22 protein-coding genes are annotated in these 25,393 nt (G+C 73.2%); 12 read left to right on the forward strand and 10 right to left on the reverse strand.

Going from position 1 to position 25,393, the window contains the following annotated elements:
* Nucleotides 1–42: 42 nt before the first annotated feature.
* Complete coding sequence (locus tag ACFCZ1_RS31955; protein WP_376681766.1) at nt 43–1,803, reverse strand: class I adenylate-forming enzyme family protein; 1,761 nt, start codon at nt 1,801–1,803, stop codon at nt 43–45.
* Nucleotides 1,800–3,578 carry a CoA transferase gene (locus tag ACFCZ1_RS31960; protein ID WP_376681767.1) on the reverse strand — a complete coding sequence of 593 codons (1,779 nt, stop codon included), beginning with the start codon at nt 3,576–3,578 and terminating at the stop codon, nt 1,800–1,802. Before ACFCZ1_RS31960 ends, ACFCZ1_RS31955 begins: the two co-directional genes overlap by 4 nt.
* A 153-nt stretch (nt 3,579–3,731) precedes the next feature.
* Between ACFCZ1_RS31960 and ACFCZ1_RS31965 the strand changes: the two genes are divergently transcribed.
* On the forward strand, nt 3,732–4,958 hold the full coding sequence (locus ACFCZ1_RS31965) for an acyl-CoA dehydrogenase family protein (protein WP_376681768.1): 1,227 nt from the start codon (nt 3,732–3,734) through the stop codon (nt 4,956–4,958).
* Here the strand turns inward: ACFCZ1_RS31965 and ACFCZ1_RS31970 are convergent.
* Both ACFCZ1_RS31970 and ACFCZ1_RS31975 read right to left on the reverse strand, forming a co-directional pair.
* The gene (locus tag ACFCZ1_RS31970; RefSeq protein WP_376681769.1) at nt 4,945–6,057 is read right to left on the reverse strand and encodes a sugar ABC transporter permease; all 1,113 of its coding nucleotides are present in this window, start codon (nt 6,055–6,057) and stop codon (nt 4,945–4,947) included. The genes ACFCZ1_RS31965 and ACFCZ1_RS31970 overlap by 14 nt on opposite strands.
* On the reverse strand, nt 6,054–7,292 hold the full coding sequence (locus ACFCZ1_RS31975) for an MFS transporter (protein ID WP_376681770.1): 1,239 nt from the start codon (nt 7,290–7,292) through the stop codon (nt 6,054–6,056). Before ACFCZ1_RS31975 ends, ACFCZ1_RS31970 begins: the two co-directional genes overlap by 4 nt.
* A gap of 194 nt (nt 7,293–7,486) precedes the next feature.
* On the opposite strand from ACFCZ1_RS31975, the gene ACFCZ1_RS31980 reads away from it, so the two are divergent.
* Complete coding sequence (locus ACFCZ1_RS31980) at nt 7,487–8,182, forward strand: hypothetical protein (RefSeq protein WP_376681771.1); 696 nt, start codon at nt 7,487–7,489, stop codon at nt 8,180–8,182.
* A 152-nt stretch (nt 8,183–8,334) separates the two neighbouring features.
* Nucleotides 8,335–8,931, forward strand: a complete 597-nt coding sequence (locus tag ACFCZ1_RS31985) for a sigma-70 family RNA polymerase sigma factor (RefSeq protein WP_376681772.1) — start codon at nt 8,335–8,337, stop codon at nt 8,929–8,931.
* A gap of 61 nt (nt 8,932–8,992) precedes the next feature.
* Here ACFCZ1_RS31985 and ACFCZ1_RS31990 read toward each other — a convergent pair whose 3' ends face one another.
* Nucleotides 8,993–10,183 carry an acyltransferase family protein gene (locus ACFCZ1_RS31990; RefSeq protein ID WP_376681773.1) on the reverse strand — a complete coding sequence of 397 codons (1,191 nt, stop codon included), beginning with the start codon at nt 10,181–10,183 and terminating at the stop codon, nt 8,993–8,995.
* A 141-nt stretch (nt 10,184–10,324) separates the two neighbouring features.
* Nucleotides 10,325–10,774 (reverse strand): hypothetical protein, encoded by a 450-nt coding sequence (locus tag ACFCZ1_RS31995; protein WP_376681774.1) that lies wholly within the window; start codon nt 10,772–10,774, stop codon nt 10,325–10,327.
* A gap of 379 nt (nt 10,775–11,153) precedes the next feature.
* Between ACFCZ1_RS31995 and ACFCZ1_RS32000 the strand changes: the two genes are divergently transcribed.
* The 3 genes from ACFCZ1_RS32000 (at nt 11,154) to ACFCZ1_RS32010 (ending at nt 14,231) form a co-directional block, all read left to right on the forward strand.
* Nucleotides 11,154–11,819, forward strand: coding sequence for a DUF4142 domain-containing protein (locus ACFCZ1_RS32000; protein ID WP_376681775.1), 666 nt, complete (start codon nt 11,154–11,156; stop codon nt 11,817–11,819).
* Nucleotides 11,820–11,833: 14 nt separating this feature from the next.
* Nucleotides 11,834–13,231 (forward strand): DUF1996 domain-containing protein, encoded by a 1,398-nt coding sequence (locus tag ACFCZ1_RS32005; RefSeq protein ID WP_376681776.1) that lies wholly within the window; start codon nt 11,834–11,836, stop codon nt 13,229–13,231.
* 154 nt (nt 13,232–13,385) lie between these two features.
* Nucleotides 13,386–14,231, forward strand: coding sequence for an RNA polymerase sigma factor (locus ACFCZ1_RS32010; RefSeq protein ID WP_376681777.1), 846 nt, complete (start codon nt 13,386–13,388; stop codon nt 14,229–14,231).
* Nucleotides 14,232–14,304: 73 nt separating this feature from the next.
* On the opposite strand, the gene ACFCZ1_RS32015 is transcribed toward ACFCZ1_RS32010, so the two are convergent.
* Nucleotides 14,305–15,594: a PucR family transcriptional regulator gene (locus ACFCZ1_RS32015; RefSeq protein ID WP_376681778.1), complete on the reverse strand. Its 1,290-nt coding sequence runs from the start codon at nt 15,592–15,594 to the stop codon at nt 14,305–14,307.
* Nucleotides 15,595–16,047: 453 nt separating this feature from the next.
* On the opposite strand from ACFCZ1_RS32015, the gene ACFCZ1_RS32020 reads away from it, so the two are divergent.
* The 5 genes from ACFCZ1_RS32020 to ACFCZ1_RS32040 all read left to right on the forward strand — a co-directional run bounded on the left by ACFCZ1_RS32020 (nt 16,048) and on the right by ACFCZ1_RS32040 (nt 21,954).
* A complete protein-coding gene (locus tag ACFCZ1_RS32020) occupies nt 16,048–16,923 on the forward strand; it encodes a hypothetical protein (RefSeq protein ID WP_376681779.1) in 876 nt (291 codons plus the stop codon).
* Nucleotides 16,924–16,952: 29 nt separating this feature from the next.
* On the forward strand, nt 16,953–18,392 hold the full coding sequence (locus ACFCZ1_RS32025) for an NADH-ubiquinone oxidoreductase-F iron-sulfur binding region domain-containing protein (RefSeq protein ID WP_376681780.1): 1,440 nt from the start codon (nt 16,953–16,955) through the stop codon (nt 18,390–18,392).
* 156 nt (nt 18,393–18,548) lie between these two features.
* Entirely contained in the window at nt 18,549–19,529 is a 981-nt protein-coding gene (locus ACFCZ1_RS32030; RefSeq protein ID WP_376681797.1) for an SCO0930 family lipoprotein, read from the forward strand.
* A gap of 187 nt (nt 19,530–19,716) precedes the next feature.
* Nucleotides 19,717–20,208: a hypothetical protein gene (locus ACFCZ1_RS32035; protein ID WP_376681781.1), complete on the forward strand. Its 492-nt coding sequence runs from the start codon at nt 19,717–19,719 to the stop codon at nt 20,206–20,208.
* Nucleotides 20,209–20,379: 171 nt separating this feature from the next.
* A complete protein-coding gene (locus tag ACFCZ1_RS32040) occupies nt 20,380–21,954 on the forward strand; it encodes an alpha/beta hydrolase (protein ID WP_376681782.1) in 1,575 nt (524 codons plus the stop codon).
* Between the two features lie 3 nt (nt 21,955–21,957).
* Here the strand turns inward: ACFCZ1_RS32040 and ACFCZ1_RS32045 are convergent, their stop codons facing one another.
* The 3 genes from ACFCZ1_RS32045 to ACFCZ1_RS32055 form a co-directional block, all read right to left on the reverse strand.
* Nucleotides 21,958–22,410, reverse strand: a complete 453-nt coding sequence (locus tag ACFCZ1_RS32045; RefSeq protein ID WP_376681783.1) for an SRPBCC family protein — start codon at nt 22,408–22,410, stop codon at nt 21,958–21,960.
* Between the two features lie 29 nt (nt 22,411–22,439).
* Entirely contained in the window at nt 22,440–23,762 is a 1,323-nt protein-coding gene (locus ACFCZ1_RS32050; RefSeq protein WP_376681784.1) for an MFS transporter, read from the reverse strand.
* Between the two features lie 158 nt (nt 23,763–23,920).
* Nucleotides 23,921–24,559 carry a hypothetical protein gene (locus ACFCZ1_RS32055; protein WP_376681785.1) on the reverse strand — a complete coding sequence of 213 codons (639 nt, stop codon included), beginning with the start codon at nt 24,557–24,559 and terminating at the stop codon, nt 23,921–23,923.
* 135 nt (nt 24,560–24,694) lie between these two features.
* Between ACFCZ1_RS32055 and ACFCZ1_RS32060 the strand changes: the two genes are divergently transcribed.
* Nucleotides 24,695–25,372, forward strand: coding sequence for a response regulator transcription factor (locus ACFCZ1_RS32060; protein ID WP_376681786.1), 678 nt, complete (start codon nt 24,695–24,697; stop codon nt 25,370–25,372).
* The last annotated feature ends 21 nt before the right edge of the window (nt 25,373–25,393 follow it).

Consider the following 25,393-nt stretch of genomic DNA (forward strand, 5'->3'; position numbering starts at 1 on the left):
ACGGGAAGGGGCCCGGCGGCATCATGCCGCCGGGCCCCGCCGTCATCCCGCCTGTGCGAGCGGGGCCGGGGCGCCCGCGCCGCCGCCCGGCTGCGGCAGCCTCTCGACCAGGGCCCCGGGCAGGCGCTCGGACAGGTCTTCGGACAGGACCTCGGTCAGGCGCTCCGTCAGGTTCTCCGTCAGGCGCTCGCGCAGCGCCGCCCGGTCCGGCTTACCGGCCGCCGTCAGCGGCAGCTCGTCGAGTACGAGGAGCCGCTCGGGGTGTTTGCGCCGCTCCAGCCCGCGCCCGGTCAGGTGGTCGCCGAGCGAGGCGAGGGTGGGAGGCCGCCCGCCGCGCGCCACCACGCAGGCCGCCAGCCGCTCCCCCATCAGCGGGTCGGGGACGCCGACGCAGACCACGTCCCGGACCTGGGGGTGCGCGGTGAGCTCGCGCTCCACCTCGGCGGGGCTGATGTTGGCGCCGCCGCGGATGACGATGTCCTTGAGCCGGCCGACGACGTGCAGGACGCTGTCGGCGTCGAGGTAGCCGAGGTCACCGGTGCGCACCCAGCCGTCGGAGGTCCGGTACCGGGCGTCCAGGTCGGGGGCGCCCACATAGCACAGCGGGGTCATGGGGCCGCGCGAGATGATCTCCCCGATGTCCCCGTCGGGCAGCGGCTCGTGGGTGTCGGGGTCGGCGATGCGGATCGTGGCGACGCGGGGGTCGGGGTGGCCCGCGACCACGCCCGCGCCGTCGGTGGGCGGCACCGTGTGGCCGAGCCCCGTATGGCAGTTGACCCCGTCGGCGGAACCGTAGAGGTTCACGACCGGACAGCCGAACGCCTGCGCCGCGGCGGCGGCCGTGGTCTCGTCGAGCGGGGCCCCGCCGAGGATCAGCGCGGTGGGCGCGGGCAGCTCCTCGCCCGTCTCGTCGAGACGTTCGAGCATCATGCGGACCATGGTGGGAACGCCGAGGACGTGGGTCGGCTCGTGTGCGCGTACCGCCGCGATCGCCGCCTCCGCACTGAAGTGGTCGAGCAGGACGAGGGTCCCGCCGTGCCGGGCGAGCGTGACGGCGGTTCCGTTGGAACCGAAAGCGGAGGCCAGCGGTACCAGGAAGAGGCAGCGCGGCGGGGTCCGATCGGGGATGAGGGAGGCGAGGAAGTTCCCGCGCCCGCCGGCCAGGGCGTTGTGCGAGTACGCGATCATCTTCGGCTCGGCCTCCGAGCCGGACGAGACGAGGATGCGTGCCGCGCTGTCGGGGTCGGGCCGGGCGGGAACGAACCCGCTGGGGTCGGAGCGCATCAGCCGCGCCAGCGGAATCGTTCCTTCAGGTGCGGTGCCCGGGCCGGCGGCGACGACGTGGCGGAGCGCCGGAAGGGCTCCCGCGAGGGTCGCCAGCGACGCCGCGTGCCTGGAACCGCGGTGCTCGGTCGCGGCGATGACGGCGACCGCCTCGGCCCGGCGCAGCAGACACTCGGCCTCCAGGGCGCCCCGGCCGACGGGGAACGGGAGTGCGATCGCCCCGAGGGCGGCCAGCGCCAGATCGGCGATGACGGCGCCCCGGTCGTTGGGGAGCTGCACGCCGACCACGTCGCCCGGGCCGATGCCGAGGCCCGCGAGGCCGGCGGCCAGACATCGCGCCTTGCGGTCCAGTGCGGTGTAGCAGAGTGCGCCCTTGGCGTCGAGGACGGCGGTCCGGTGCAGGTCGGCGATCTGGCGGGCCCGGAAGAGGCTGTAGAGGTCGAGGTCCGGGCAGGTGCCGTCGACCACCCAGGACCGGCGGAGCTCGGCGGGCAACAGGTCGTGCAGTGCGACGGTCACGCGAAGCTCCAGGGGTCGGGAACGGCGGGGGCACCGTGCGCGTCACGGCTGATCGAGCCGGCGAAGCGCGGGTCGTGGTGCAGGTCGGACAGGTCGGTGGTGACGGCGGTCGCCGTCAGTCCGTGGTCGCGCAGCTGCCGCAGGGCCTCGTCGGTCGCCAGCGCGCGCAGGTCGTACGCGGCGGCCGCGGGGGCGCAGACGTCGGCGGGGGCGATCCAGCCGTCGGCCGTCGGCAGCGGCTGCCGGAATCCGGCCGGGGAACGGGGGTTCTCGCCCCGGGCCGCCCGGCGCAGGGCGGGGGCGGTCAGCGTGTCGGCGGCGCCCAGGAGGGAGGAGTCCACCTGTACGCCGTGGCCGGTGCGCTCGCGCAGCAGGAGCCCGGCGAGTACGGCCTCGGCGCCGTGCAGCCCGCCGAGTACGTCGAGCAGGGTCATCAGCGAAGGGGCCGCGGGTTCGCCTTCGGGGCGGACGGCTTCGCCGACGCCGGTGCGGGCCTGGACCATGAAGTCGGTGCCCATCGGGGCGTCTTGGATCCGGCCGGCCCATCCGCTGGTGTACGCGTACACCAGCGCCGGATTGACCCGCGCGAGGTCGTCGGCGTCGAGGCCGAGTTCGGCGGCCTTGCCCGGCGCCCAGTTGTGCAGGAACACGTCGGCCGTCGCCACCAGCTCCCGCAGCCGGTCCCGGTCCGCCCGTGTCTTGATGTCGATCTCGACGGCCTGCTTGCCGCGGTTGAGGGCGAGCCAGCGGGCCGAGGTTCCGGAGCAGGCCGGGGGCATGCCGCGCAGCGGATCCCCGCCCGGCGGCTCGATCCGGATCACCTCGGCGCCGAGCAGTCCCAGCAGGTGGGCGGCGAGCGGTGCCTGGATGCGGCGGCCGGCCTCCAGCACGGTGATTCCGGCCAGGGGCCGGCCGGGGGCCGGCGGGCCCGGCTTGCCGGTCAGGGGCCCGGCACCCAGCGGGGCCAGGGACCAGGGGGCGGCGCCGTCTTGTTCGCCGGCCCGTTGCGCGAGCGTGCGCAGGGCGCACACCTGGGCTCCGGAGCCGGCCGCGGCCTGGCGGATCCGTGCCCAGCCGTGGGCCCGTGTCACCGCGTGCAGGGCCGCCGGGAAGGGGGCGCAGGCGGTGGCGTAGCGGAACTGGAAGGGCATCCAGCCCGCCCGTATCGCGTCGGCGGGTGCCTCCAGGGCCCGCCAGAACGCGGCCCAGGCACCGGGGTCGAGCGTCTCCAGCTCGAAGAGACGGCCCTCGGCGGAGGTGAACGGGGGTCCGCCCGGGCCCAGTTCGCAGGCTTCCCCTTCGTCGGCTCCGGCGGCGGCGAGGTACTGGGACACCGTGAGCAGCCCGGCCCGGTCCGCACTGGTGCTCACCTGGGCGGCGGCGCCGCCTCGGGCCTGGCCCACCAGGCCCGCGAGCAGCCCCTGCACCGCCAGGACCGCGGTGGCCGTGGCGGCGAAGTCGACGGCCAGCCCGCGCGGGCCGCCGTCCCTGCGGCCGTGCACGGCCATGATGCCGGTGGCGGCCTGCACCATGGCCTCGTCGGCGAGTCCGCTCGCCGGAAGCGCCCAGGTGACGTGCGCGTGGGCCGGTGCGAACTCCCCACCGGTGAGCGTGATGCCTGCGCTGGTGCCGTCTCCCCCGCCGGCGTCTTCCGTTCGCGCGCCGAGCATGCGCAGGTGATCGGCGGCGACGCTGGTGATCTGCGGCGGCCCCGAGGTGTCGAAGCGCAGTGTGCCGAGCGGCCGGACCGTCTGCGTGGTTGCTGGTGACGCCATGCCTCTCCTCTCCTGGCGCGGCGGTGGCCGTCGCCCGGGTCTTACGGAACGCGGGGAACCCGGGAGCGTCCGCACCCGACCAGTTCCACGGACAGACAGTCGGACAGCCGTTCCCAGGAGTTCCCGGGAATGAGCGGGAACGAGGAGAGAGCAGTGACAGCACCGGAGTCGGACCACCACACCCCCTTCACTCAACGGACCTGTGAGACAGCGGAGTTGAGGGCGAGGATCGACCGGTTCGTCCGTACCCGGGTGATCCCGCTGGAGTCCGTGCTGGACGCGGGCGGCCCCGGGGCGGCCGCGGCACTGGCCGGGCTGCGCCGCCACGCCCGGGACGAAGGGCTCTGGGCGCTGCCGCTTCCCGGGGAGCTGGGCGGCGGCGGGCTGTCCTTCGAGGCGTACGCCGAGCTGGCCGAGACCGAGGGCGCCAGTGATCACGGCCCCGCCGCGCTGGGATCCGCGCCCCTGCTCGACGTCACGATGCTGGCGCGGCACGGGGGGACGCGGGTCCGGGAGGAGTACCTGAAGCCCCTGGTCGCAGGGGAGTTGCGTACCTGCTACGCCATGACCGAGCCGGACGTGCCGGGGACCGACCCCTTCCTGACGGGCACCCGGGCGGAGCGTGAGGCGGACGGCAGCTGGGTCGTCACCGGGCGCAAGTGGTTCACCTCAGGCGCCGCGGACGCCGACCTGGTGACCGTGATGGCCCGTACGGACGGGGCCACCGGAGACCGCGAGGGGCTGTCCCTGCTGCTGGTACCCACCCGCTCCCCCGGCTTCCGGGTGGTCCGGGAACTTCCCGTGCTCGGCGCGGCGGGCCAGTACGAGATCGCGCTCGACCGGGTCCCGGTGCCCGCCGACCACCTGCTCGGCGAGCCCGGAAGCGCCCTCACCCTCGCGGGCGAGCGGCTCCAGCTCGGCCGTACGCTGCGGTGTCTGCGCTGGCTCGGCCAGGCCCAGCGCGCCTTCGACCTCATGTGCGAACGGGCCGCCACCCGCCGCGGCTCGCGGGGACCGCTCGCCGATCACCAACTGATCCAGCAGCACGTCTTCGACGCCCTGCTCGCGCTGCGGACCACCCGGCCGCTCGTCCACGAGGCGGTGGCCCTGGTCGGCTCCGGTCAAGACGCGCGCACGGAGGTGGGGCTGGCCAAGGTCGCCGCCGCCCGGATGCTCCAGCGGGTCGTGGACTGCGCCGTCCAGGTGCACGGCGCCGCCGGGCTCGGTCCGGACACCCCGCTGCCGGCGCTCCTGCGTACCGGCCGGGCGGCCCGTATCCTCGACGGCCCGGACGAGCTCCACATCACCTCCGTGGCCCGGCGCGTCCTGCGCGGTTACGGGGCCCGGGAAGCCGCCGGGTCAGGGCCTACACACGGGTGATGTCGACGGATCCGTCCAGCGCGGCCAGCCCCAGCGCCAGGAAGAAGTCGCCCCACACGAGTTCGTGCCGGACCGCCAGCCCCTTCCCGGCGTCGTAGCAGCCGTCGAGGAGCATCCCGGCCGGGCGCCCAGGGCCGGGGCCGGGGCCGGGGCCGGTGAGATGGGCCCGCGCGAGGCGGCGCAGGATCGCCTCGGCCCGGGACGCGTACGCGGCCGACCGCGGGCCGGGGACCCGCGCGAGCTTCAGCAGGGCGACGGCGGTGATCGCGGCGGCCGAGGTGTCGAGGGGCCCGTCCGGGCTGGACCCGTCGGCGGGAGGTACGAGCGGTCCGGCCAGTGCCCCTCCCCGCGACAGGAGGTGCCGGGCCGCCCCGTCGAGCCGGGCCTGGCCGGGCCCCGCGACATCCGGGCGCAGCAGGGCGTCGGCGACGGCGAGGAGCAGCCAGGCCGCTCCGCGGCTCCAGCCCGGCGGCGGATCCTCGCAGGGCTGCCAGCCCGCGTCCTCGTCGAAGCGCCACGCGGGCCGCAGCCACGGGTGCCCCGTCCCGCCCGCGCCGAGGCAGAGGTCCAGGTGCCGGTGGAGATGGGCCGCTGCCGCCGCCGCGCCGAGCGGACCGGCGCCGGCCAGGAGGGGCACCGTACCGGGCACGCCGTCCACGCGGGCCAGCAGGCGCGGCCCGCCCAGGGCTCCGCCCCAGGGCAGCAGTCCGAGTCCGGGATCGCAGGCCGACAGGCAGGCCCGGGCCGCTCGCTCGCGCAGGGCGGCGGCTTCGGCGTCGTCCCCGGCCGGGGCGGTCCCGTACCAGAGGATCAGCCCGCGGGTGGCGGTGTCGGCGTCCGCCCACGGCGCGAGCCGGGCCGTGCACGCGGCGGCGGCCCGCCGGTCGGCGGCGTCACCGGTGTACCGGGCGCGCAGCCACAGCAGGCCGGCCCAGAATCCGCCGGTCCACGAGCCACGGCCGGTGGTCGTCCACCGACCGTCGCCGGGTGCGGCGTACAGGGGGAAGCGCGTTCCCACTTCGGACGCGGTCACCGCCACCCGCTCGATGACGGCGGCCAGCGCGCGCCCGGCCCAGTCCCCGGACCCCGTGGTGCTCACGCCGCCTCCTCCCGGCGACCGCGGCCGTCCCGCTGGTCCTGCCCATCCCGCTTGTCCCGTACAGACCGCTGGTCCCGTACGGCCCAGAGGAACGCGACCGCTCCCGCCGCCGCGAACTCCGCCGCCACCAGCAGCCAGCCGGACCCGTACCGTCCGCTCTGCGCGAGCAGGCCGAACAGGGGCGGTCCCACCGCGAATCCGGCGAAGAAGCCGGCCGCCACCAGCGCCGAGTCCTGTCCGGCCCGGCCGGGCGCGGCCCGCTGCATGACGAGCACCATCGAGACGGCGTTGCCCGACACGGCGAACACGCCGACGGCCACCGCACCGGCCCACACCAGCGGAGCCGCGACGAGGGCGGCTCCCAGCAGGGCCGTCGCCGCCAGCGCGCCGCACGCGAGCCATCCCGGCAGCCACTCGGCGCGCCCGGGCCGGGCCGCCCTCGACCACCCCACCCTGCCCGCGATCCCGGCCACGCCCAGCACGGCGACCAGAGCGCCCGCCGCTGTCGGGCCCATCCCCAGGCGCTGCGCGCCGAACAGGGCGAGATAGGTGTTGACGGAGGCGATCCCGGCGCCGAGGAACAGCGAGAAGACCGCCAGCCAGGCCACCATGCCCTGCGGCACGAGCGGCGTACGGGCGCCCGCGGGGGGCGGCGGAGGGTCGGCCGGCAGCGCCCGCAGCGCCCACAGCCCGGCGAGCGCGGCCGCACCGGCCCCCGTCCACACGGCGCCCCGCCAGCCGATCCAGCCCGCGAGCGCCGCCAGCGGCAAACCGGCGGCGAAAGCGCCGAGTTGGACACCGGACTGCTTGAGTCCCGTCACCGCGCCGCGTCGCGTCGGCGCAACCGCGCGCAGGACGGCCTTGTTGGTGGCCGGGTTGGCCAACGCCTGCGGTACGCCGCCGAGCGCGACGGCGGCCAGCAGCACTCCGGCGCCGGGCGCGGCGCCGATGAGGGCGAGCGCCACCGCGGAGAGCAGCAGCAGGACCACCAGCGAACGGCGCGGACCGATGCGGTCCACGATCCGGCCGCCCGCCGGGGACAGTACGGCGGCAGTCCCGAACCCGACGGTGGTCGTCAGCCCCAGCACCGCAGGCGACACCCCCGACTCGCCCACCAGGCGCGGCCCCAGCGCCCCGAGCAGGAACAGCTGCAGCATCGAGAACGCCATGGCGCAGGTGAGGAGCGCCGTCAGCCACCGGCCCGCCCCGCCGTCCGCTCCCGCCGCAGGCGACACGCTCGCCTTCCTCTCCACCGCCACAGAAGTCTCCGTTCCCCGGACGTTGAACCCTTCGACCGGCCGGGTAGGCAGTCGGAAGGCGTGGTGGATCGGTTCCCCGGCTCCGCTGTGCCCTGCACCACACGGGAAGTTGTCCGGAAGTGCGCACCCCGGTGCGCGGCTCGGAAAGCTGGTGCGAGGATGAGCCCGCAATGACGCCAGGCCTCCTGTTCCGAGCCGTTCGGGCTGCGATGTTCGCAGCCGTGTGCGTGCTGCTCACGGCCACCGGCCACATCCTCATGTCGGGTGCGGCGGTGCCCTGGTGGGCGCTGTCCGCCGCGTTCGCCGCCGCGGCGGCGACGGCCTGGACGCTGGCCGGCCGGGAGCGCGGGCTGCTCACCGTCACGGCGGCGGCCGTCGCGGTCCAGGCCGCGCTGCACGCCGGGTTCTCCCTGGCCCAGGCCCTCGTCCGGCCGTCCCCGCCGTCCGTGCCATCCGTCCCGTCCGTGCCGTCCTTGACCGTCGCACCGGAGGCGGCCGCCCACGTACACCACGCCGCGCACGAGATGGCGCACACCGTCCCGAGCGTCCCAACGGCCGCGCCGCTCGCGGATGTCGGCCATGGGGTGGCCGGCATGTCACCGGCCGGGATGCTGACCGCCCACCTGCTGGCCGCCGTGCTGTGCGGCCTGTGGCTCGCGTACGGCGAGCGGGCCGTCTTCCGCGTCGTGCGCGCCGTCGCCGGATGGCTCTGGACGCCGCTGCGCCTGCTCCTGTGGCCGCCGACGACCGCGCTCCGGCCGCGCGTCCGCGTACGCCGACCGCGCCGACGCCGCTCGCCGCGACGGCTCTTCCTCGTCCACGCCATCACCTCACGGGGTCCTCCGACGGGCACCGCTGTCCTCTGACAGTCGGCTCCCCGAGCACGCGTCGGCGTCCGCGTTCGCGCCACGCACCCCGCGCCTCGGGCATCGGCCATGCCCTCCGGCAGGCCGTACCCCTTTCACCGGCCCCGCTTCGGCGAGCGCCGGACACCCCTTGCCCGTAAGGACCTTTGGCGATGACTCCTGCCCTGACCCCCCAGCACCGTCCCGTCGGCGAAAGGCCGGCCAGGCACACCGCCGGCTCGGACGCGGCGGTGACCCGACTGGCACTCGCCGCCCGCGACGGCGACCCCGCGAAGGCCGACCGCTTCGTCCGCGCGCTCCACCGCGACGTCTGGCGGTACGTGGCCTACCTCAGCGCCGACACCCAGGCCGCCGACGACCTCACCCAGGACGTCTTCCTCCGTGCGCTCGCCGGCCTCCACCGGTTCGAAGGCCGTTCATCGGCACGCACCTGGCTGCTGTCCATCGCCCGGCGCACCGTCGTGGACAGCCTGCGCCACGCCGCCGCCCGGCCCAGACTCTCGGACCGGCACGACTGGCAGACGGCCGCCGAGCAGGCCCAGCCGCACGGCGTCCCCGGCTTCGAGGACGGCATCGCCCTGGCGGAGCTGCTGGAGGCGATACCGTCCGAACGCCGGGAGGCGTTCGTCCTCACCCAGCTCCTCGGCCTCCCGTACGCCGAGGCGGCTTCGGCCATCGGCTGCCCGATCGGCACCGTCCGCTCGCGCGTGGCCCGCGCCCGTACGTCCCTGATGGCGTCGGTCGGCTGATCTCCGTGCGGTGCCTGTGGGAGGGGCGGCGGAGCCCCTCCCACGGGTGCGGACCGGCGCGCTAGCGGAGGGAAGGTACGCGTTCCGCTTCGGGTGCGGAGGGCTGCGCGGGGAGCCGGGAGAGAGCCGGGCGGACCGGGGTGTTCGTCCGGATGTCCTGGAGTCCGCGGCGCAGGCCCTCGCGCAGCAAGCGGCTCAGCGGGCGTTCGAAGAGCCGGTGGATGATCCACGCGAGCGTCAGCATGACGGCGGTCACGCCGAGGGCCAGCGGGACGGGCGCCAGCCGGTCCCGGAAGTGGTGGATGACCGTCAGCCCGGCCATCATGTGGATCAGGTAGAAGGGGTAGGTGACCGCGCCCGCGTGCGGCAGCCACCGCCACCGGACGCCGTCGAAGTGGCCCAGCGCTATGGCCGCCATGACGAGGAAGCCCAGCGTGATGATCAGGTGGGCGGGCCAGGCGGGTGTCCGCTCGGTGAGGCCCCGGCCGAGGCTGGACAGCATGCGGGTGTGTACGTAGTGCTGCGCGAGCACGAACTGGACGCCGACGATCGCCCAGGTGACGGCGCTCGGCCGGAAGCGGCGCATCAGGTAGAAGGCGATCCCGGCGATGAAGTACGGGGAGCAGTTCGTGATCGCGAAGAAGGACAGCACACCGTTGTCGGCGGTGGGTGCCACGACGGCGGCCACGGTCCAGAGCCCGCAGAAGAGCACGCAGTTGCGGTAGGTCACGCCGCGGATGACGACGGCCGAGAAGAGCACGTAGAACTTGAGCTCGGCGAAGAGCGTCCAGTACGCGTCGTCGACGTGGGGGACCCCGACACCGCCCTGGAGCATCGAGAGGTTCACCACGACGTCGGTCAGGGCCTCGCGCGCTCTGACCTCGGGCCACGCGAACAGGACGAGGGTGGTGAAGGCGATGCCCACCCAGTAGGCCGGGAACAACCGGGAGACGCGCGACACCGCGAAGTCCCCCACGGTGCGCCCCCAGGCGCTCATGCATATGACGAAGCCACTGACCAGGAAGAAGATCTCGACCCCCAGCCAGCCGTACACGGCGAAGCTCCGGGCCACCGGGAAGACCCTGTCGGTCGGTTCGCCCCACGCGCTTTCGAGCACCACGTAGTGGTAGAAGGCCACGGCGAGCGCGGCGAGAATCCGAACGCCGTCGAGGGCCACCAGGCGCCCGCCGGTATCGCCGCCCCGGCTCCGGCCGCTCCACCGCGGCCCGCCGTCGGAACTGCGCGCGCTCATCCCTCGACCGCCCCTCATATGGACGGCTGTCCGAATACCGCCGTCAGGTCAGCGGAACTGTACAGCTCACTCACAGGAAGGCCGTGGGGAGCGCTTGCCCCCGGGGGGGAGTACCGCGGGGCATCGGCGGTGATACCGGTACTACTTGGCCTTGATGACGGTCTTGATCCGCGAGACGGTGGCCGCGAGGCTGGGGATGCCTTCGGTCTGGACCTCCCGGATGCCCCGGCCGACCTGGGGCTCGTCCTGTCCGCCGGCTCCGGCGGTGCATTCGGAGGACCCGTGCCTGAAGGCCGTGAGGGCCTTCTTCCAGGAGTTCAGGGCGAGTTCGTCCGGGACGGGGTCGAGCCCTTCGGCGTTGGCCACGTGCGTCAGGAGTTCCTGGCAGGCGGTTCCCTGGACGTCGATCGTGCGCATGCTCACCTCGTTGACCCTGGCCGCGTCGTCGGCGAGCGTCTTGATCTGGGCCTCACCCCCCGAGGAGTACCAGTCCTCCACGTCCTCGGCCGGATGCGAGCCGCAGCCGGTGAGCAGCACGGCGATGACGGCGGTGACGGTGACACCGGCGTGCAAGAGGAAACGGATACGCATGGGACCCCCCTGGATCGGTGCGCCGATCCTGTCAGGGACCACTCAACCGGGGGACGTTTTCCGCGATTTCACCGCGCAACGGCCCGGCGGGACGGGGACGAGGCAGGGGAGAGGGACCCGGGGACGCGGGGCGTGCGTGCGGACACCTGGGAACGCGGCAAGATATCAGCCCTCCGGGGGCTTGCCCGGATGTTTATCCAATAGTGATGGTCCCCCCGCCGGGGCACCACGCGTGGCACTAGCGTCCCGTGACACCCCGGGAATGCGGGTGTGCACCGCACGGCACGTGCGGACCCTCCGGCCCCGCTACCCCTCCCGGCCCTAGGACCAAGGAGGCACTGTGCTGTCATTGCGACGGCGACCCCTGAGCAGCTTGTCGGTGGCCACGAAGTACACGGTCGGAACCGGCTTCGTCATCACCGCTCTCGTCCTCACGCTGGTCGCGCTGCTCATCCCCGTGGACAAGTTCGGCGGCCGGGCAGCGGCCGCGTCGGGGGCGCCCGCGGGCGACGACGACGGCCTGGGGATCCTGAGTACGCCGTACGGACCGCTGACCCCGGCGGACCGGGACTTCGTACGCAAGGTACGGCTCGCCGGTCTGTGGGAGCTGCCCGCCGGGCGACAGGCCCAGCAGCGCGGGACGCGGCCTGCGATAAAGACCGCCGGAGAGCACCTGGTGATGGGTCACACCGACCTGGACCGGCAGGTCATCCAGGTCGGCCAAGCCCTCGGGATCGACCTGCCCAACCAGCCGTCCGAGCAGCAGCGGGGATGGCTCGACCAGCTGACCCGCGCTCAGGGGGACGAGTACGAGCGGCTGTTCGTCCAGTTGCTGCGCCGAGCCCACGGAAAGGTGTTCGCGCTCCTCGCCCAGATCCGGGCCCAGACCAAGAACTCCAAGGTCCGCGCCCTCGCCACGTCCGCCAACACCACGGTCCTGGACCACATCACGGTCCTCGAGGACAGCGGGCTGGTCGATTTCGAAGCGCTGAGCGTCCCCGACAACAAGGCCCCTGCTCCGTCCGATGTCCGACCGACGAAGTGAAGTGAAGTGATCGCATGAGTGAAAAGGGCCATAAACGCCCCCGGTTTTCGAACAAGCTCCTGGCCATGGTCTCCGCCCTGGTGCTGGGCGGCGGCGGGGTCGCCGTGGTGGCCGGCAACGCCAACGCCGGCCAGGACGGGAACCGGAACGCCGACCGCGCGGCCCAAGTGGTCGCCACCATCGACTGCCCCGACGTGGGTGACAAGCTCACCGCCGTACCCGAGCAGGCCAAGGCCGAGGTCGACGAGAACCTCGCCCAGCTGGACGTACAGGTGGCCGACGCCTACCGGCGCCTCGCCGCCGGAGAGGCAAAGGGCGACGCCCTCCTCGGCGAGCTCAAGAAGCAGCGCGACGGGACCATCTCCCGCGTGTCCGACGCGATAGCCCGCTCCGCGCCCCGGCCGGAGGAGCTGAAGTCCATGAGCGCGTGCCAGATGAAGCAGGCCTCCGCCCAGGAGGACCCTGCGGCCAACCCGGCTGCCGCCTCCACTGACGCGGGCGCCGCCGCAGCCCGGACCATCGGCGGGAAGGGCGGCCCGGCGCGCAGCGACTTCACCGACATCACCAAGGTCCGGCCGAACGTGCGCGCGCCCGGCGCGGCGGCCGGGGCCTCCACCGGGTCCTTCAGCTCCAGCTGCGGACGCAACGAGAACGGCCACGCCAACCCCGACAACGTGATCGTCGCCCCCGGCGTCTCCAACGGCGCCCACCACATGCACGACTACGTGGGCAACAAGTCCACCGACGCCTTCTCCACCAACGACAGCCTGGCCAAGGCGGGCACGACCTGCACCAACGGTGACCTGTCCAGCTACTTCTGGCCGGTGCTGCGGCTGCGCGACGGCAAGGCGGAGAAGGATGCGAAGGCGCCCGGCGGCGGCCAGGACGCGAACGTCGGCACGATCCTGCGCCCGAAGCAGGTGAGCATCACCTTCAAGGGCAGTCCCGTGGGCAAGGTCAAGGCCATGCCCCGCTTCATGCGGATCATCACCGGTGACGCCAAGGCGTTCGCCAACGGCAACGCGAACGCCAACGCCTCGTGGAGCTGCACCGGCTTCGAGAACCGCCAGCTGAAGGACAAGTACCCGGTCTGCCCCAAGGGCAGCGACGTGGTGCGCACCTTCACCTTCCAGAGCTGCTGGGACGGCCGCAACGCCGACAGCGCCAACCACCGCACCCACGTGGCCTTCCCGGACAAGGCCGGCCGCTGCCCGAAGGGCTTCACCGCCATTCCGCAACTGGTGCAGCGGCTCACGTACGGGGTCGCACCCGGGGCCCGGTTCGCCGTGGACAGCTTCCCCGAGCAGCTCCACAAGCCGGTGACCGACCACAACGACTTCATCAACGTGATGCCGGACCAGCTGATGACCAAGGCGGTGAACTGCATCAACGGCGGGCGCTCCTGCCGCTGACCCCGCGCAGTACGGATCCCCTCCCCAGCCCCCGGACGAGGCGCTCCTCCCCCTCGCGCCCCGCGCCCCGCCCGGGACAGGTGTTGGCCCGAAGCAGACTTCGGGCCAACACCGCACGCATGTGCCCAGCCGGGTCCCGAACACGAGGAGTGCCATGTCCGGCTCCATCTCCGGCACCACGTCCGGCTCTTGTGAATCCACGGACGGTGCGCACCCGTCGGACGACGGCGAGGCGCCGCCGCCCTCCGACGGGGAACTCACCCGCCGGCTCAGGAGCGGCTTCGGCTCGGGCGCCGCGGACGCGGCCGTGTGCGATCTCCTCTACCGGCGCCACCGGCGGGCCGCCCTCGCGTACGCGCGCACCTGCTGCCGTACCCCGCAGGACGCCGAGGACCTCGTCTCGGAGGCCTTCCTGCGGACCTTGCAGGCCGTCCGCTCCGGCGCCGGGCCCCGCGGCCCCTGGCGCGCGTACCTGCTGGCCGTCGTCCGGCACACGGCCATGCAGTGGAGCGACGGCGCCGAAAGGATGCTGCTGACCGCGGAGTTCGACTCCTGGTGCCAGCAGGCGGCCGCCGGCGGCGACCCGCAGCGCCGGCTGCTGGCCGGCGAGGACCGCAGGCTCCTCGCCCGGTCCTTCCACACCCTGCCCGCGCGCTGGCAGGCCGTGCTGTGGCACACGCTCGTCGAGGAGGACTCGCCGCACGAGGTCGCCGCGCTGCTGGGCATCACCCCCAGCGCGGTGACCTCATTGGCGTTCCGGGCCAGGGAAGGGCTGCGCGAGGCGTTCCTCCTGGCCCATCTGGACACCGCGGCCGACGCCCGGTGCGACCACTACAGCCACATGCTCGGCTCGGCGGTCCGGCGCAGCCGTACGCAGCAGCCCCGCGGCCTGGCCCGTCATCTGGCGGCGTGCGGGCCCTGTGCCCAGGCGTACCAGGAACTGATGGACATCAACTCCACGATGCACGGTGCGGTTTCCGCCGCGCCGGCCGCCATGTGAACACCTGGCCCGGCGCACATGCAGCCGGCCCGGCCCCCGTGTGGACGGGGCCGGGCCGGTTTGCCGTGGTTGCTCACAGACCGTTGACGCGAGCCATCCGCCCGACGACCACGGGCCTGAAGTCCGCCGTGACCACGCGTGCCGTGCGACGTCCCACCCGCGAGGCCTGACGCCGCACCTGGGCCATCAGTCGGCGGCTGCGGAGCGCCATCTCCAGTTCGAACCGGGTACGGGGGTCACGCAGACCGGGTCCGAAGAGCTTCTCCAGCTGCCGCATGCGGTAGCGCACGGTCTGCGGGTGCACGCTCAGGGCCTTCGCCGCCTCGGGGGCGCCGCCGCCCTCCAGCCAGGCGAGCAGGGTCACCTCCAGCCGTTCGCTCTGGCGCGGGGTCAGATCAGCCAGCGGCCGGAGCCAGCGGGCGGCCAGCGCGTGGGCCAGGGGCTCGTCCTGGAGCAGCAGCAGGGTCGAGAGGTGGTCGTCGACGAAGACGGGGCGGGCGTCCAGACCGGCGCGGGCAGGTGTCAGGGCGAGCAGGCGCAGTGCCCAGCGCAACGAGGACGCGGTGTCCCGGAGCGGAACCGCGTGGCCGACGGCTGTGAAGCGGCCGCGCAGCGGGAGTTCGAAAGGGGCCCGGGTGTCGGGATCGGGGCTGGGGACCAGCAGGCACGGGCGGCCCGCGAACATGCCGACGAGGGAGTCGTCGAGCACGGTCGCCAGCTGCTGGGCCTCGCCGGGCGTGGCCGGCACGATGGCCCGTACGGCCACCGGGAGGGGCCAGCCGGCCGCCTCCGCGAGCTCGGTGAGGGAACTCTCCGAGGGGGCCCGGTCATCGGTGAGGGCTTTGAACAGGTCCTGGCGTGCCCGGTCACGGCCGGGGCGCCCGGGCTGCCGGGGCAGCCCGGGCAGTCCGTCGTGGTGCCCGTCGTGGTGCCCGCCTTGCGGCTCACCGTGGTGCCCGCCTTGTTTCTCGTCGTGCCGGCCGGCGTCCTGCTGCCTGCCGTGATGCCTGGCCTCGACCCGGAGCTCGCCCGCGCGCTCGTGCTGCACTTCGTCCGCGCACACGCCCTCGTCCGGGTCCAGCTCCATGTCCATTGCCTGCTGCCGGTGTTGTTCCTGCTCCTTGCACAAGTTGCCGCTACGCGCGTCGCGGTAGCCGAGAGCGCTGAGAAGGGCCTCTTCCACGCACTGTCTGAGCAATTCGTCGTCGATGGCATCGTTGTCATCGATAAGGGTGGAAAATCCCGGAATTCCATGCAGAAGCTCCTCCACTATCTCGGCGGCCAGCGCGGGGAGTTCCCTGCGCAGGACGCGCGTCCACTCGCCTCGCGGGCGGGACCAGATGCGGTTCAGAAGTTCGCACATCGTTTCCTCGTTCGTGCCGGGGTGAGGCCTGTCCGGTGTCTGTGCGACAAGCCCTCCGAGGTTGCCTCTCTCGCCAACAGCCGCTCTACGCAAGAGAGTTGCGGTCCTCGTACTCCCTCCTGGAGGGGTCCGGCCACCTTCGGTCCCGTGGTTTTACCGTGATTTTGCCGTTGGGGACGCGTAGGTGACGGACGGTGCGGTGGCCAGTCGGAACCTCCGCTGGAGGGGAATCTTCCGGTGTTGTTCGGTGCCCTGTAGACACGCTGCGAGAAATTATCACGTTTCGATAAATCCTGTGGAGGTGCCGTGTAGCTCCACGATGCTTCTGCACTCCGGCCCCACGCTCCTCGGCCGGCGCAGGAATTCACAGCGCTGCCGGGCTCGACCGACAACAACCCCCGGGTGCCGAGCGCCAGGTGACGTGCTCGGTTCCCAGGCGCACAGGAGATCTGGATGCCCCTGCCCCAGCCGCACATACGCCGCTCGCACCGGGCGCGCCGCAGGAATCGGCACCCGGCGACGGTCCCGGCCGTCGCCGCGGCGGTCGTCTCCTTCATCGTGGTGGCCCGTGCGGGCGCCCTGTCCCACATATGGGACTTCCTCGACTTCGGGGCGGGCGTGCTCTCGCTCGTCTCACTCACCGCCACCGTCCTATGGGGACTGCTGGCCACCGACCGGGCGCTTCTCGGGCCGGGCCACCGGCTGCTCGCCCAAGGAGCTCACCGCGGCCTGGCCGTGTCCGGGCTGTCCTTCCTGGCCCTGCACATCTGGGTCAAGGTCGCATCGCAACAGGCATCGGCGGCCGCGGCGGTGGTGCCCTTCGCGGACGAAGGACGGCCCGTCCTCATCGGATTCGGCACGCTCGCCGGATACCTCTTCGTGTCCGTCGCCGTCTCCGGCGCGGTGCGCAGCGTGTTCGCGACCAAAGCCCGCTCACTGTGGTGGCGGGCCCTGCACTTCGGTGCCTATCCGGCCTGGGGCGCGTCCCTCGTGCACGGGCTGAAGTCGGGCCGACCCGGCGGCACCTTCGTGACGGTCTCGTACGGGCTCTGCCTGATCGGTGTCGCCGGAGTCCTCTTGCTCCGCGTCAAATCGCGGGCGGGCGAGGCGCCTTCGCGCCCGGTCGCCGAGCCGAGCCCGCGGCCGCGTCCGCGTCCGCGTGCCGCCACGGCGCGCGGGGCTCGTCCGCTCGCATCCACGGCCACGGGGCCCGCCCCGCTGCCCCGGCCCACCTCCCGGGCGTACGCCGCGGCGTCCACACCGGGCGGGGCGAGGGGGAGGCGGCAGCTGTACGGTGAGCAGCCCGCCGGCGCGGAGAGGTGGCTGTGAACGGCTGGCCGCGCCCCAGCCTCGGCTGTGTGGGCGCCCCCAGACTGCTGGCCGGACTCGACCAGCTCCCCCGGCTCGACCGCTCGGCCCATCTGGCCGCGCACGGCACGCTGCCCCGGTACCGCCCGGGCGAACTCATCGCCCTCGCGGAGGACATCGACCTGCGGGGCCGCGGCGGAGCGGGATTCCCGTTCGCGCGGAAACTGCAGGCGGTCACCCGGTCGGCCCGGGGGCGGGACACGCCCACCGCCGTCGTCGTCAACGGCAGCGAGGGCGAGCCCAGTTGCCTCAAGGACAAGGCCCTGTTGCTGCACGCCCCGCACCTGGTGCTCGACGGAGCCCTGCTGGCCGCCGCCGCGCTCGGCGCGGAGGACATCGTGGTGGCCGTCACCCGGGGGGACGTGGAGCAGTCGGTACGCGACGCCGTCGCCGAACGCGGCCCGGCCGGCCGCCGGGTGCGGGTGGCACGGCTTCCCGAGCGCTTCGTGACCGGGGAGGGGACCGCCATGGTCAACGGACTCAACGGCGGTGCCACGGTGCCGTCCGGGCAGAAGGTACGAACCAGCGAGAGGGGCCTGGGTGGTGTGCCCACCCTGCTGTCGAACACCGAGACCTACGCCCAACTCGGCCTGGCCGCACGGCTGGGCGCGCGGGAGTTCTGCGCGACCGGCCTGCCGACCGAGCCGGGCACCGTCATGCTGACCGTCGCCGGATCCACGGTGGTCGAGGCGCCGACGGGCACGTCCCTGGCGTACGTCCTGGATCTGTGCGGTACCGATCCCGGCCAGGGCGTCCTGGTCGGCGGCTACCACGGCAAGTGGCTGGACCCGGTCTCCGCGCGCTCCGCACAGATGTCCCGCCAGTCCTTGACGTCCTTCGGCGCGGTGCTGGGGGCGGGGGCGGTGCTTCCGCTGCCCGATGACACCTGCCCGGCCGGCGAGGTGGCCCGGGTGACCCGGTGGATGGCGAAGGAGACGGCAGGGCAGTGCGGGCCCTGCGTACGCGGCCTGCCCGCGCTCGCCGACGTACTGGACGACGCCCTACGGGGAGGCGGCGGCGGCGCCCTGGAGACCTTGGAGGCGCGGCTGGCGGCCGTTCTGGGACGCGGTGCGTGCAGCCATCCCGACGGCACCTCGCGCTTCGTGGCCTCGGCGCTCGCCGCCTTCCCCGACGAGTTCCACGACCACGCCTACGGTTCCGGATGCGGCCGACGGGTGGTGGGTGCGCTCCCGCTGCCGCAGGACGAAGCTCCGGAGCGGCCGCGGGACGAGAGTCCGGAGCGGCTGCTCGTGGACTGGACCCTGTGCAAGGGGCACGGCCTGTGCGTGGACGTCCTCCCCGAGGTCGTACGGCTCGACGCGGACGGTTACCCGGCGAAGGCGTCCATGCCGGTGCCGGCCCGGCTGCGGCCGAAGGCGCTGCGCGCGGTGCGGCGGTGCCCGGCCCTCGCGCTGCGCATCCAGGAATGAGGGCGTGTACGAATGCGGGCCGTCGGCGAGTTCAATGTTGGCGCGATCTGACAAATTCCGGAGGATATCCGCTTTCACCGCCCCGGGCCCCGTATCAATTACCCGAGGGGCGAACGGAAACACGGGACCGAACCTGAAGGAGAAATCGTGAAGAGGATGCGCCGTGAGATATTCGCCGGGTCGGCGGTAGCGGTACTGCTGCTTACGGCCGGATGCGGCCTCGCCGAGAAACCGTCGGGTAAGGGAAATGCAGTGCAGCCGGTGAGCGACAGCAAGAAGATAGGGTCCGCTTACGGCGCCGACGGCTCGTACGGCGCGGATGCGGGTTCCGGAGCGGATGCGGGCTACGGGAGCGGTTCCGGCGCCAACCCGGCGGGCGGGCCGGCGAAGAACGGCCCGGCCGGACAGCTGAAGGTCGCGGAGGTCGAGAACGTGGGCGGCGCGGTCACCGACGGCGACGGCCTCACGCTCTACCGGTTCGACAAGGACACGCCCAAGCCCCCCAAGTCCAACTGCGAGGGGGACTGCGCCACGACGTGGCCGCCCGTGCCGGCGGACGACGCCACGGCGGGCGCGGGAATCGAAGCGGGCCTGCTCGGCTCGGTCGAACGCGCCGACGGCACCCGGCAGCTGACCCTGGCGGGCTGGCCGGTGTACCGCTACGCGAAGGACGCCAAGGCGGGCGACACCCTCGGCGAGGGCGTCGGCGGCACCTGGCACGTGCTGGGGGCCGACGGGAAGCCGGCCAAGGCCGCCAAGAAGGCACCGGCGCAGGAATCCGAACTGTCCATCACGAAGAACGTCATGCTCGGCGACATCATCGCGGACGGGGAAGGCCAGACGCTTTACCGATTCGACAAGGACAGTGCCTGGCCGATGAAGATCGGTTGTCTCGATGCCTGCCTGGACACCTGGAAGCCCGCCAAGCCCGTCGACAAGACGAAGGTGACGGGAATTGCGCCCCAACTGATCGGCTCGGTAAAGCGTCCCGACGGTTCGGAACAATTGACGATCGACTGCTGGCCGGTTTATACGTTCACCGGCGACAAGGCACCTGGCGATGTTCTCGGACAGGGCAAGCAGGGCCTCTGGTTCGCCGTGACCGACAAGGGAAAGAAGGCGAAGATGGCGAGCTAGCCCCGGCCCGCGAAGACCCGTGGTGCCCGGGCGCCTCCCCAGCCCGGGCACCACGCCGGCATCCCGGTCAGCCGGTGAGCAAGTGAGCGAGTGAGTTCGTGAACACCTGAAGACGTGGGTCGACGAGAGCCCAGTGAGTCAGTGAGTCAGTGAGTCAGTGAGTCAGTGAGTCAGTGAAGAGGAAGCCATGCAGCCGTCCACCGCCGCCCGCCCGCACCGCCGGATCCTCCGCGCTCTCGGGCCGGCCTGCGCCGCCCTGTGCGCCGTGCTGCTGACCGGGGGCTGCGGCGGAAGCCCGGCGGCGCAGGCCGCGCACGGCGCCCACGTCACCTCCGAGGAGGAGAGCGGGGCACCGTCCGCACCCTCCGCATCGTCCCCACCGTCCTCGTCGATCGAGGAGATCGCCGCGGCCGTCGGCTGCACGGCCCACGTGGACATCCAGGCCGACGAATTGCGCGAGGGCGGGTGCGAGACCGGGCAGGGCGCCTACCGGATGGCCACCTTCGCCGCCGACCAGGGGCAGCGTTCCTGGCTGGACGAGGCGCGGATGTACGGCGGCACCTACCTGGTGGGGAGCCGCTGGGTGGTCACCGGCCCATCGGAGGAGGCCCTGGCAGCCCTGCGCGGCCAGATCGGCGGCACCGTCGAAACCGGCGCCGCGCACAGCGGCCACCACTGACCAGGTGTGGCCGGCCGGGGCGGGCAACGGCTCCGGCGTGTCGGCCAGTTGTCCGGATATCAGCTCCTTCGTGAGGCGCACACGGGCCGACCCTTCGGGATGATTCGCCTCGTCCCCGCGTGCAACAAGGTGGATGCGTACACGACTTCACCGAACGCAAGGACGACCACAGTGCGCCTGAAACGCCTCGCACCGCTGCTCGCCACCGCCGGCCTCATCGCCACCACCGTGCCGCTGCTGGCCGCGACCCAGGCCTCCGCCGCTCCGGAGGCGGATTACCTCAAGCAGAAGCCCGCCTGGCACCGTTGCGCGGACGGCCAGCCGGCCTCGTACGAATGCGCCACCCTGAAGGTCCCGCTCGACTACAAGCGCCCCCAGGGCCGCACGATCGACCTCGCGATATCCCGGGTCAAGAGCGAGAACCCCGCCAAGCGTCACGGTGTGATGCTCCTCAACCCGGGCGGCCCGGGCGGCTCCGGACTCGATCTGCCCCTGATGGCGGCCGAGCTGATGCCCAAGGACGTACGGGACCAGTACGACCTCATCGGCTTCGATCCGCGCGGCGTCGGCGCCAGCAGTCCGATCACCTGCGGACTGACCGACACCGAGCAGAACTTCGACCGGCCGTACCGTCCCGAGACCTTCTCCTCCGACGTGGCGTGGGCGCGTACGGTCGCGGACAAGTGCCGCGAGAAGGCCGGGGACGTGCTCCCCTACATCACCACCCGCAACACGGCGCGCGACATGGACGCGATCCGGGCGGTGCTGGGCGAGCGCAAGCTCTCGTACCTGGGCTACTCGTACGGGACCTACCTCGGCGCGGTGTACTCGCAGATGTTCCCGGAGCGGACCGACCGCTTCGTGCTGGACAGCGGCGTGGACCCGCAGCGGATCTGGCGCGGCATGATCCAGATGTGGGCGACCGAGGCCGAACCCGCCTACGAGCGGTGGGCGGGCTGGGCGGCCGAGCGGTCGGCCCAGTACGGGCTCGGCGAGACCCCGAAGGCGGTGTCCGACACCTTCTGGGCGCTCGTGGCGCGCGCCGACCGGGAGCCGATCGACTTCGAGGGGCAGAAGGTCACCGGCGACATCATCCGCACCGCGCGCGGCGTGTTCTTCTACCCGGCGCAGGCCACTCCCCTGGTCGTGGCCCTCAAGGCGGCGGCCGAGGGCAAGCCGCAGCCCGCGGGCTCGGACACGGCCGGACTCAAGCGGCTGCTTTCGGGGAGCCGGGCGGCCGGGCCCGCCCCGGACACCGGCACCGCCGTCTTCTGGGCCGTGGCGTGCGGGGACACGGGCAGCTGGCCCCGCTACACCGAGCAGTACGAGCGGGACGCGGCGAAGGACAAGGTGAAGTACCCGCTGTACGGGGACTTCGCGTCCAACATCAAGCCGTGCGCCTTCTGGGACCGGCCGGCCGAGGCGGCCACGCCGATGAAGAAGCAGGCGAACGTGCTGACGGTGCAGAACGAGTGGGACTCGCAGACCCCGCTCAGCAGCGGCCAGGGCCTGCACCGTGCGCTGAAGGGCTCGCGGATGGTGCTGGCGATGGGCGGTGAGGGGCACGGCGTGTACCTCTCCGACCCGAACTCCTGCGCCAACGAACACGTCAACACGTACCTCACCACCGGGCGGCTGCCCGCCGGGGACGTGACCTGCCAGAACCCGCCGGCCGCCGCCGAGCGGCGGGTGTCCCCGGTCCCGTCGAAGCCGCTGCCGTTCCCGGTCGGTCCGGCGCGGTTCTGACCCCTACCGCCTGAGGGACGCCTCCGCGGCCGCCTTGATGCGGCGGCCGAAGGCGGGGGCGTCCTTGCGGGCCGCGCTCACCGCGAAGCCGACGAGCAGTCTGCCGAGGCCGTGGCCTTCGAGGGTGTTGAAGATGCGGACCCGGGTGCGGCCGCCGGGGAGGGCTTCGAGGTCGTAGCCGCCCTCCGCGGTGACCAGGTTGCGGCTCTGCTCCGACCAGCGGATCCGGTGCGGCGGGTCGTAGCCGACGATGCGGAACTCCCGGCCGGTCTTCATCCCGGCGTCCTTGACGGTGCTGCGGAAGACCGTGCCGAGCGCGGTGGGGCCGTCGGGGGTCTTGGTGATCTGCTGGACGCGCGGGCTGAACTCGGGGTCGTTGCGACCGTCGGCGAGGTAGGCGAAGACCTCCTCGACCGGCCGGTCGATCTCGACGCCCGCCTCGAACTGTCCGGACATATCCGCTCCTCGCTGAGACGGCCCGTCCCTCACGATCCCAGACGCTCCTCCGGGTCGCACCTCGCATCCGGCTTCCGGGTGGCCCGGGGCGCCGCGCCGGCAGCGCCGTCGCGTGCGGCGCGCAGCGGCGTCAGCAGCCCGGCCCCGAAGATCAGCAGGCAGAAGGCTCCGGCCGCCAGGCTGACCGCCGGAACCCCGTGGCCGTCGGCCAGCACCGTGAGCACGCCCGCGCCCACAGGACCCGAGGCGTTGTGGACCGTCCAGAAGGCGGAGGTGACCCGGCCGAGCAGGTGACCGGGGGTCACCTCCTGGCGCAGCGTCATGCTGGTCACCCCGCCCAGGGTCATCCCGAACATGAAGACGGCGGCGAGCACGGCGATCACCGGCACACTGCGGCTGACGCCGATTCCCGCCACCGCGACGCCGATCAGCGCGACCGAGGTCAGCCAGCAGGGTCCGAAGCCGAGGACCCGGCGCAGCCGCCCGGCGCCGAGGGACGCGGCGACCACTCCGATCCCGCTGACGGCGATCACGTAGCCGAGGGTGGCGGCGTCCCGGTCCAGGTCGATCCGGACCCGGTAGATCAGCAGGTCGACGGCGCCCATGGTGACGAAGGTCAGCAGGGTGAGGAGCACCGTGAGCGGGCGCAGCAGCGGATGCGTCCACAGGAAGCGGAAGCCCACGAGGAACACCTCGCGCAGCGCCCCCGCCCCCGCCCGCGCCCCCGCCGGCTCCGCGCAGCCGTCGTCGGGACGCCGGAACCGCACCCATCCCAGGCTGGCGGCGGAGACGAGGAAGGTCGCCCCGTCGACGCCCAGTGCCCAGTCCGGGCCCACCCCGGCCGCGAGGAACCCGGCCGCCACCGGCCCGAGGAGGGTCCCGATGGCGAAGGTTCCCATCAGCCGTCCGTTGGCGGCGATCAGGTCCTGCCTGCGGACCAGGTTCGGCACGGACGTCACGTAGGCCACGTCGAACAGCGTCTTCAGTACGGTGGCCAGCGCGGTCAGCACGTACAGCAGCCAGATCCGCGGCCCGGCGGCCCACCACACGACCGGCACCGCACCGAGCAGCGCCGCCCGCGTCAGATCGCAGACGATCATCAGCCGGCGGCGGTCCACCCGGTCCACGACGTATCCGGCGAACAGCCCGGTGCCGATGGCGGTGACACCGGAGACGACGGTGATCAGGCCCAACTGCACGACGGAACCGGTGGCTTCGAGGACCAGCAGCGGAAGCGCGAGCAGCGAGACGGACCCGCCCAGGACGGAGAGGGCCTGGCCGAGCCAGAAGACGTTGAAGTCCCTGTTCCGTCCGAGCGGGGGCTGCTCGCGTGCAAGGCCTCGATCAGTCAAACCGGACGAACTCCCGTTCCGCACTACGCGCGTGTGTGGTGTGCGACGGCGAGGACGTCGACACCGGGACGCTATGCGACGCCGTCCCGGTGTGTCTCGCGGTTTTCCTCCGGCGCGACCGTCGGTCGGCCCCCGGCCGGCCCTCCGGCGGCCCTCTCCTACCGGCCGTGGCCGGTGAGGGTGGTGTTGCCCGTGACGGTGCCGTCGGTGCCGGAGACGGTCACCGCGTGCCGCACCCCGTCCGGTCCGATCACCACGGCCCGCCACGCGCTGCCGCCACCCTCCTGTGCGACGACGCGAAGGCTCTCCACCTTGCCGCCCTCCACCGCGCCGGCCGCCTTCTCGGCGGCCTGGCCGATGGGCAGCGACGGCAGCGGCGCCGGCGCCGCCTTCCCGGAGCCCGGGCCGCCCTTGGCGCCGTGCTCCTTGAGCATGCCGGGCTGCCCCGGGCCCATCCCCCTCAGGTCGAGGCGCATGCGCTCGCGCTTCTCACCGGGCTCGCCGGGCTTCCCGGGTCCGCGCTTGCCCTCACCCTCGTGACCGGGACCGGCCCAGGCCATGCGCGGGCCCCCGTGCGCCCTCACCTGGCCGTCGTGGTGCCCGGCCACGGCGACGGCCGCCGCGCCACCGCCGACGATGACCGCGGCCGCACCCAGCGCCGCCCAGCGGGCGCCCTTGCTGCCGGGGACCAGGCGTCCCAGGGGCGCGCGCTTGCGGACGCCGGGTCCCGGGGTGTTCTCGGGCTGCTCGGACGGCGGGACGGACGGCGGGACGGACGGCGGGACGGACTCAGACATACCGGCACTCCTCATGCACAACCGGGCACCGCACCCGGATCGTTCCCGAGCATGCCGAGCGGATGCTGAAGCCCACCTGAAGCCAGCTGAAGACCTCTTCAGCCGGATGCCGGCCGGGCCTGAGACCCTGTCGGCATGCGCGTACTGGTGGTGGAGGACGAACGGCGACTGGCCGTGGCCCTGCAGCGGGGACTTCAATCCGAGGGGTTCTCGGTGGACGTGGCCCACGACGGGCTGCAAGGGCTGTGGATGGCCACCGAGCACGACTACGACCTGATCGTGCTCGACATCATGCTGCCCGGCCTGAACGGCTACCGGGTGTGCGCGCGGCTGCGCGCCGCCGGCAACGAGTCGGGGATCTTGATGCTCACGGCCAAGGACGGCGAGTACGACGAGGCGGAGGCCCTGGACACCGGCGCCGACGACTTCCTGTCCAAGCCCTTCTCGTACCTCGTCCTGGTCGCCCGGCTGAGGGCGCTGGGGCGGCGTACGGGCCGGCGGGGCCCGCAGACGATGCGGTTCGGCGACCTGACGCTGGACCCGGCCCGGCACTCCTGCGCCCGCGGCGACAGCGAGATACGGCTGACCGCACGGGAGTTCGCGGTCCTGGAGTACCTGGCCCGGCGTCCCGGCGAGGTGATACCCAAACGGGAGATCCTGGAACAGGTGTGGGACAGTGCCTTCGCCGGGGACCCCAACGTGGTCGAGGTCCACGTCAGCGCCGTACGCCGCAAGATCGACACGCCGTTCGGTCGCACCGCCCTGGAGACCGTACGCGGTGCCGGCTACCGCCTGGCGGCCGACGGTGGCTGAGACCGCGCTCCCCCGCCCGGC

It is taken from the genome of Streptomyces sp. NPDC056224, from assembly GCF_042267665.1.
Classification (GTDB): domain Bacteria; phylum Actinomycetota; class Actinomycetes; order Streptomycetales; family Streptomycetaceae; genus Streptomyces.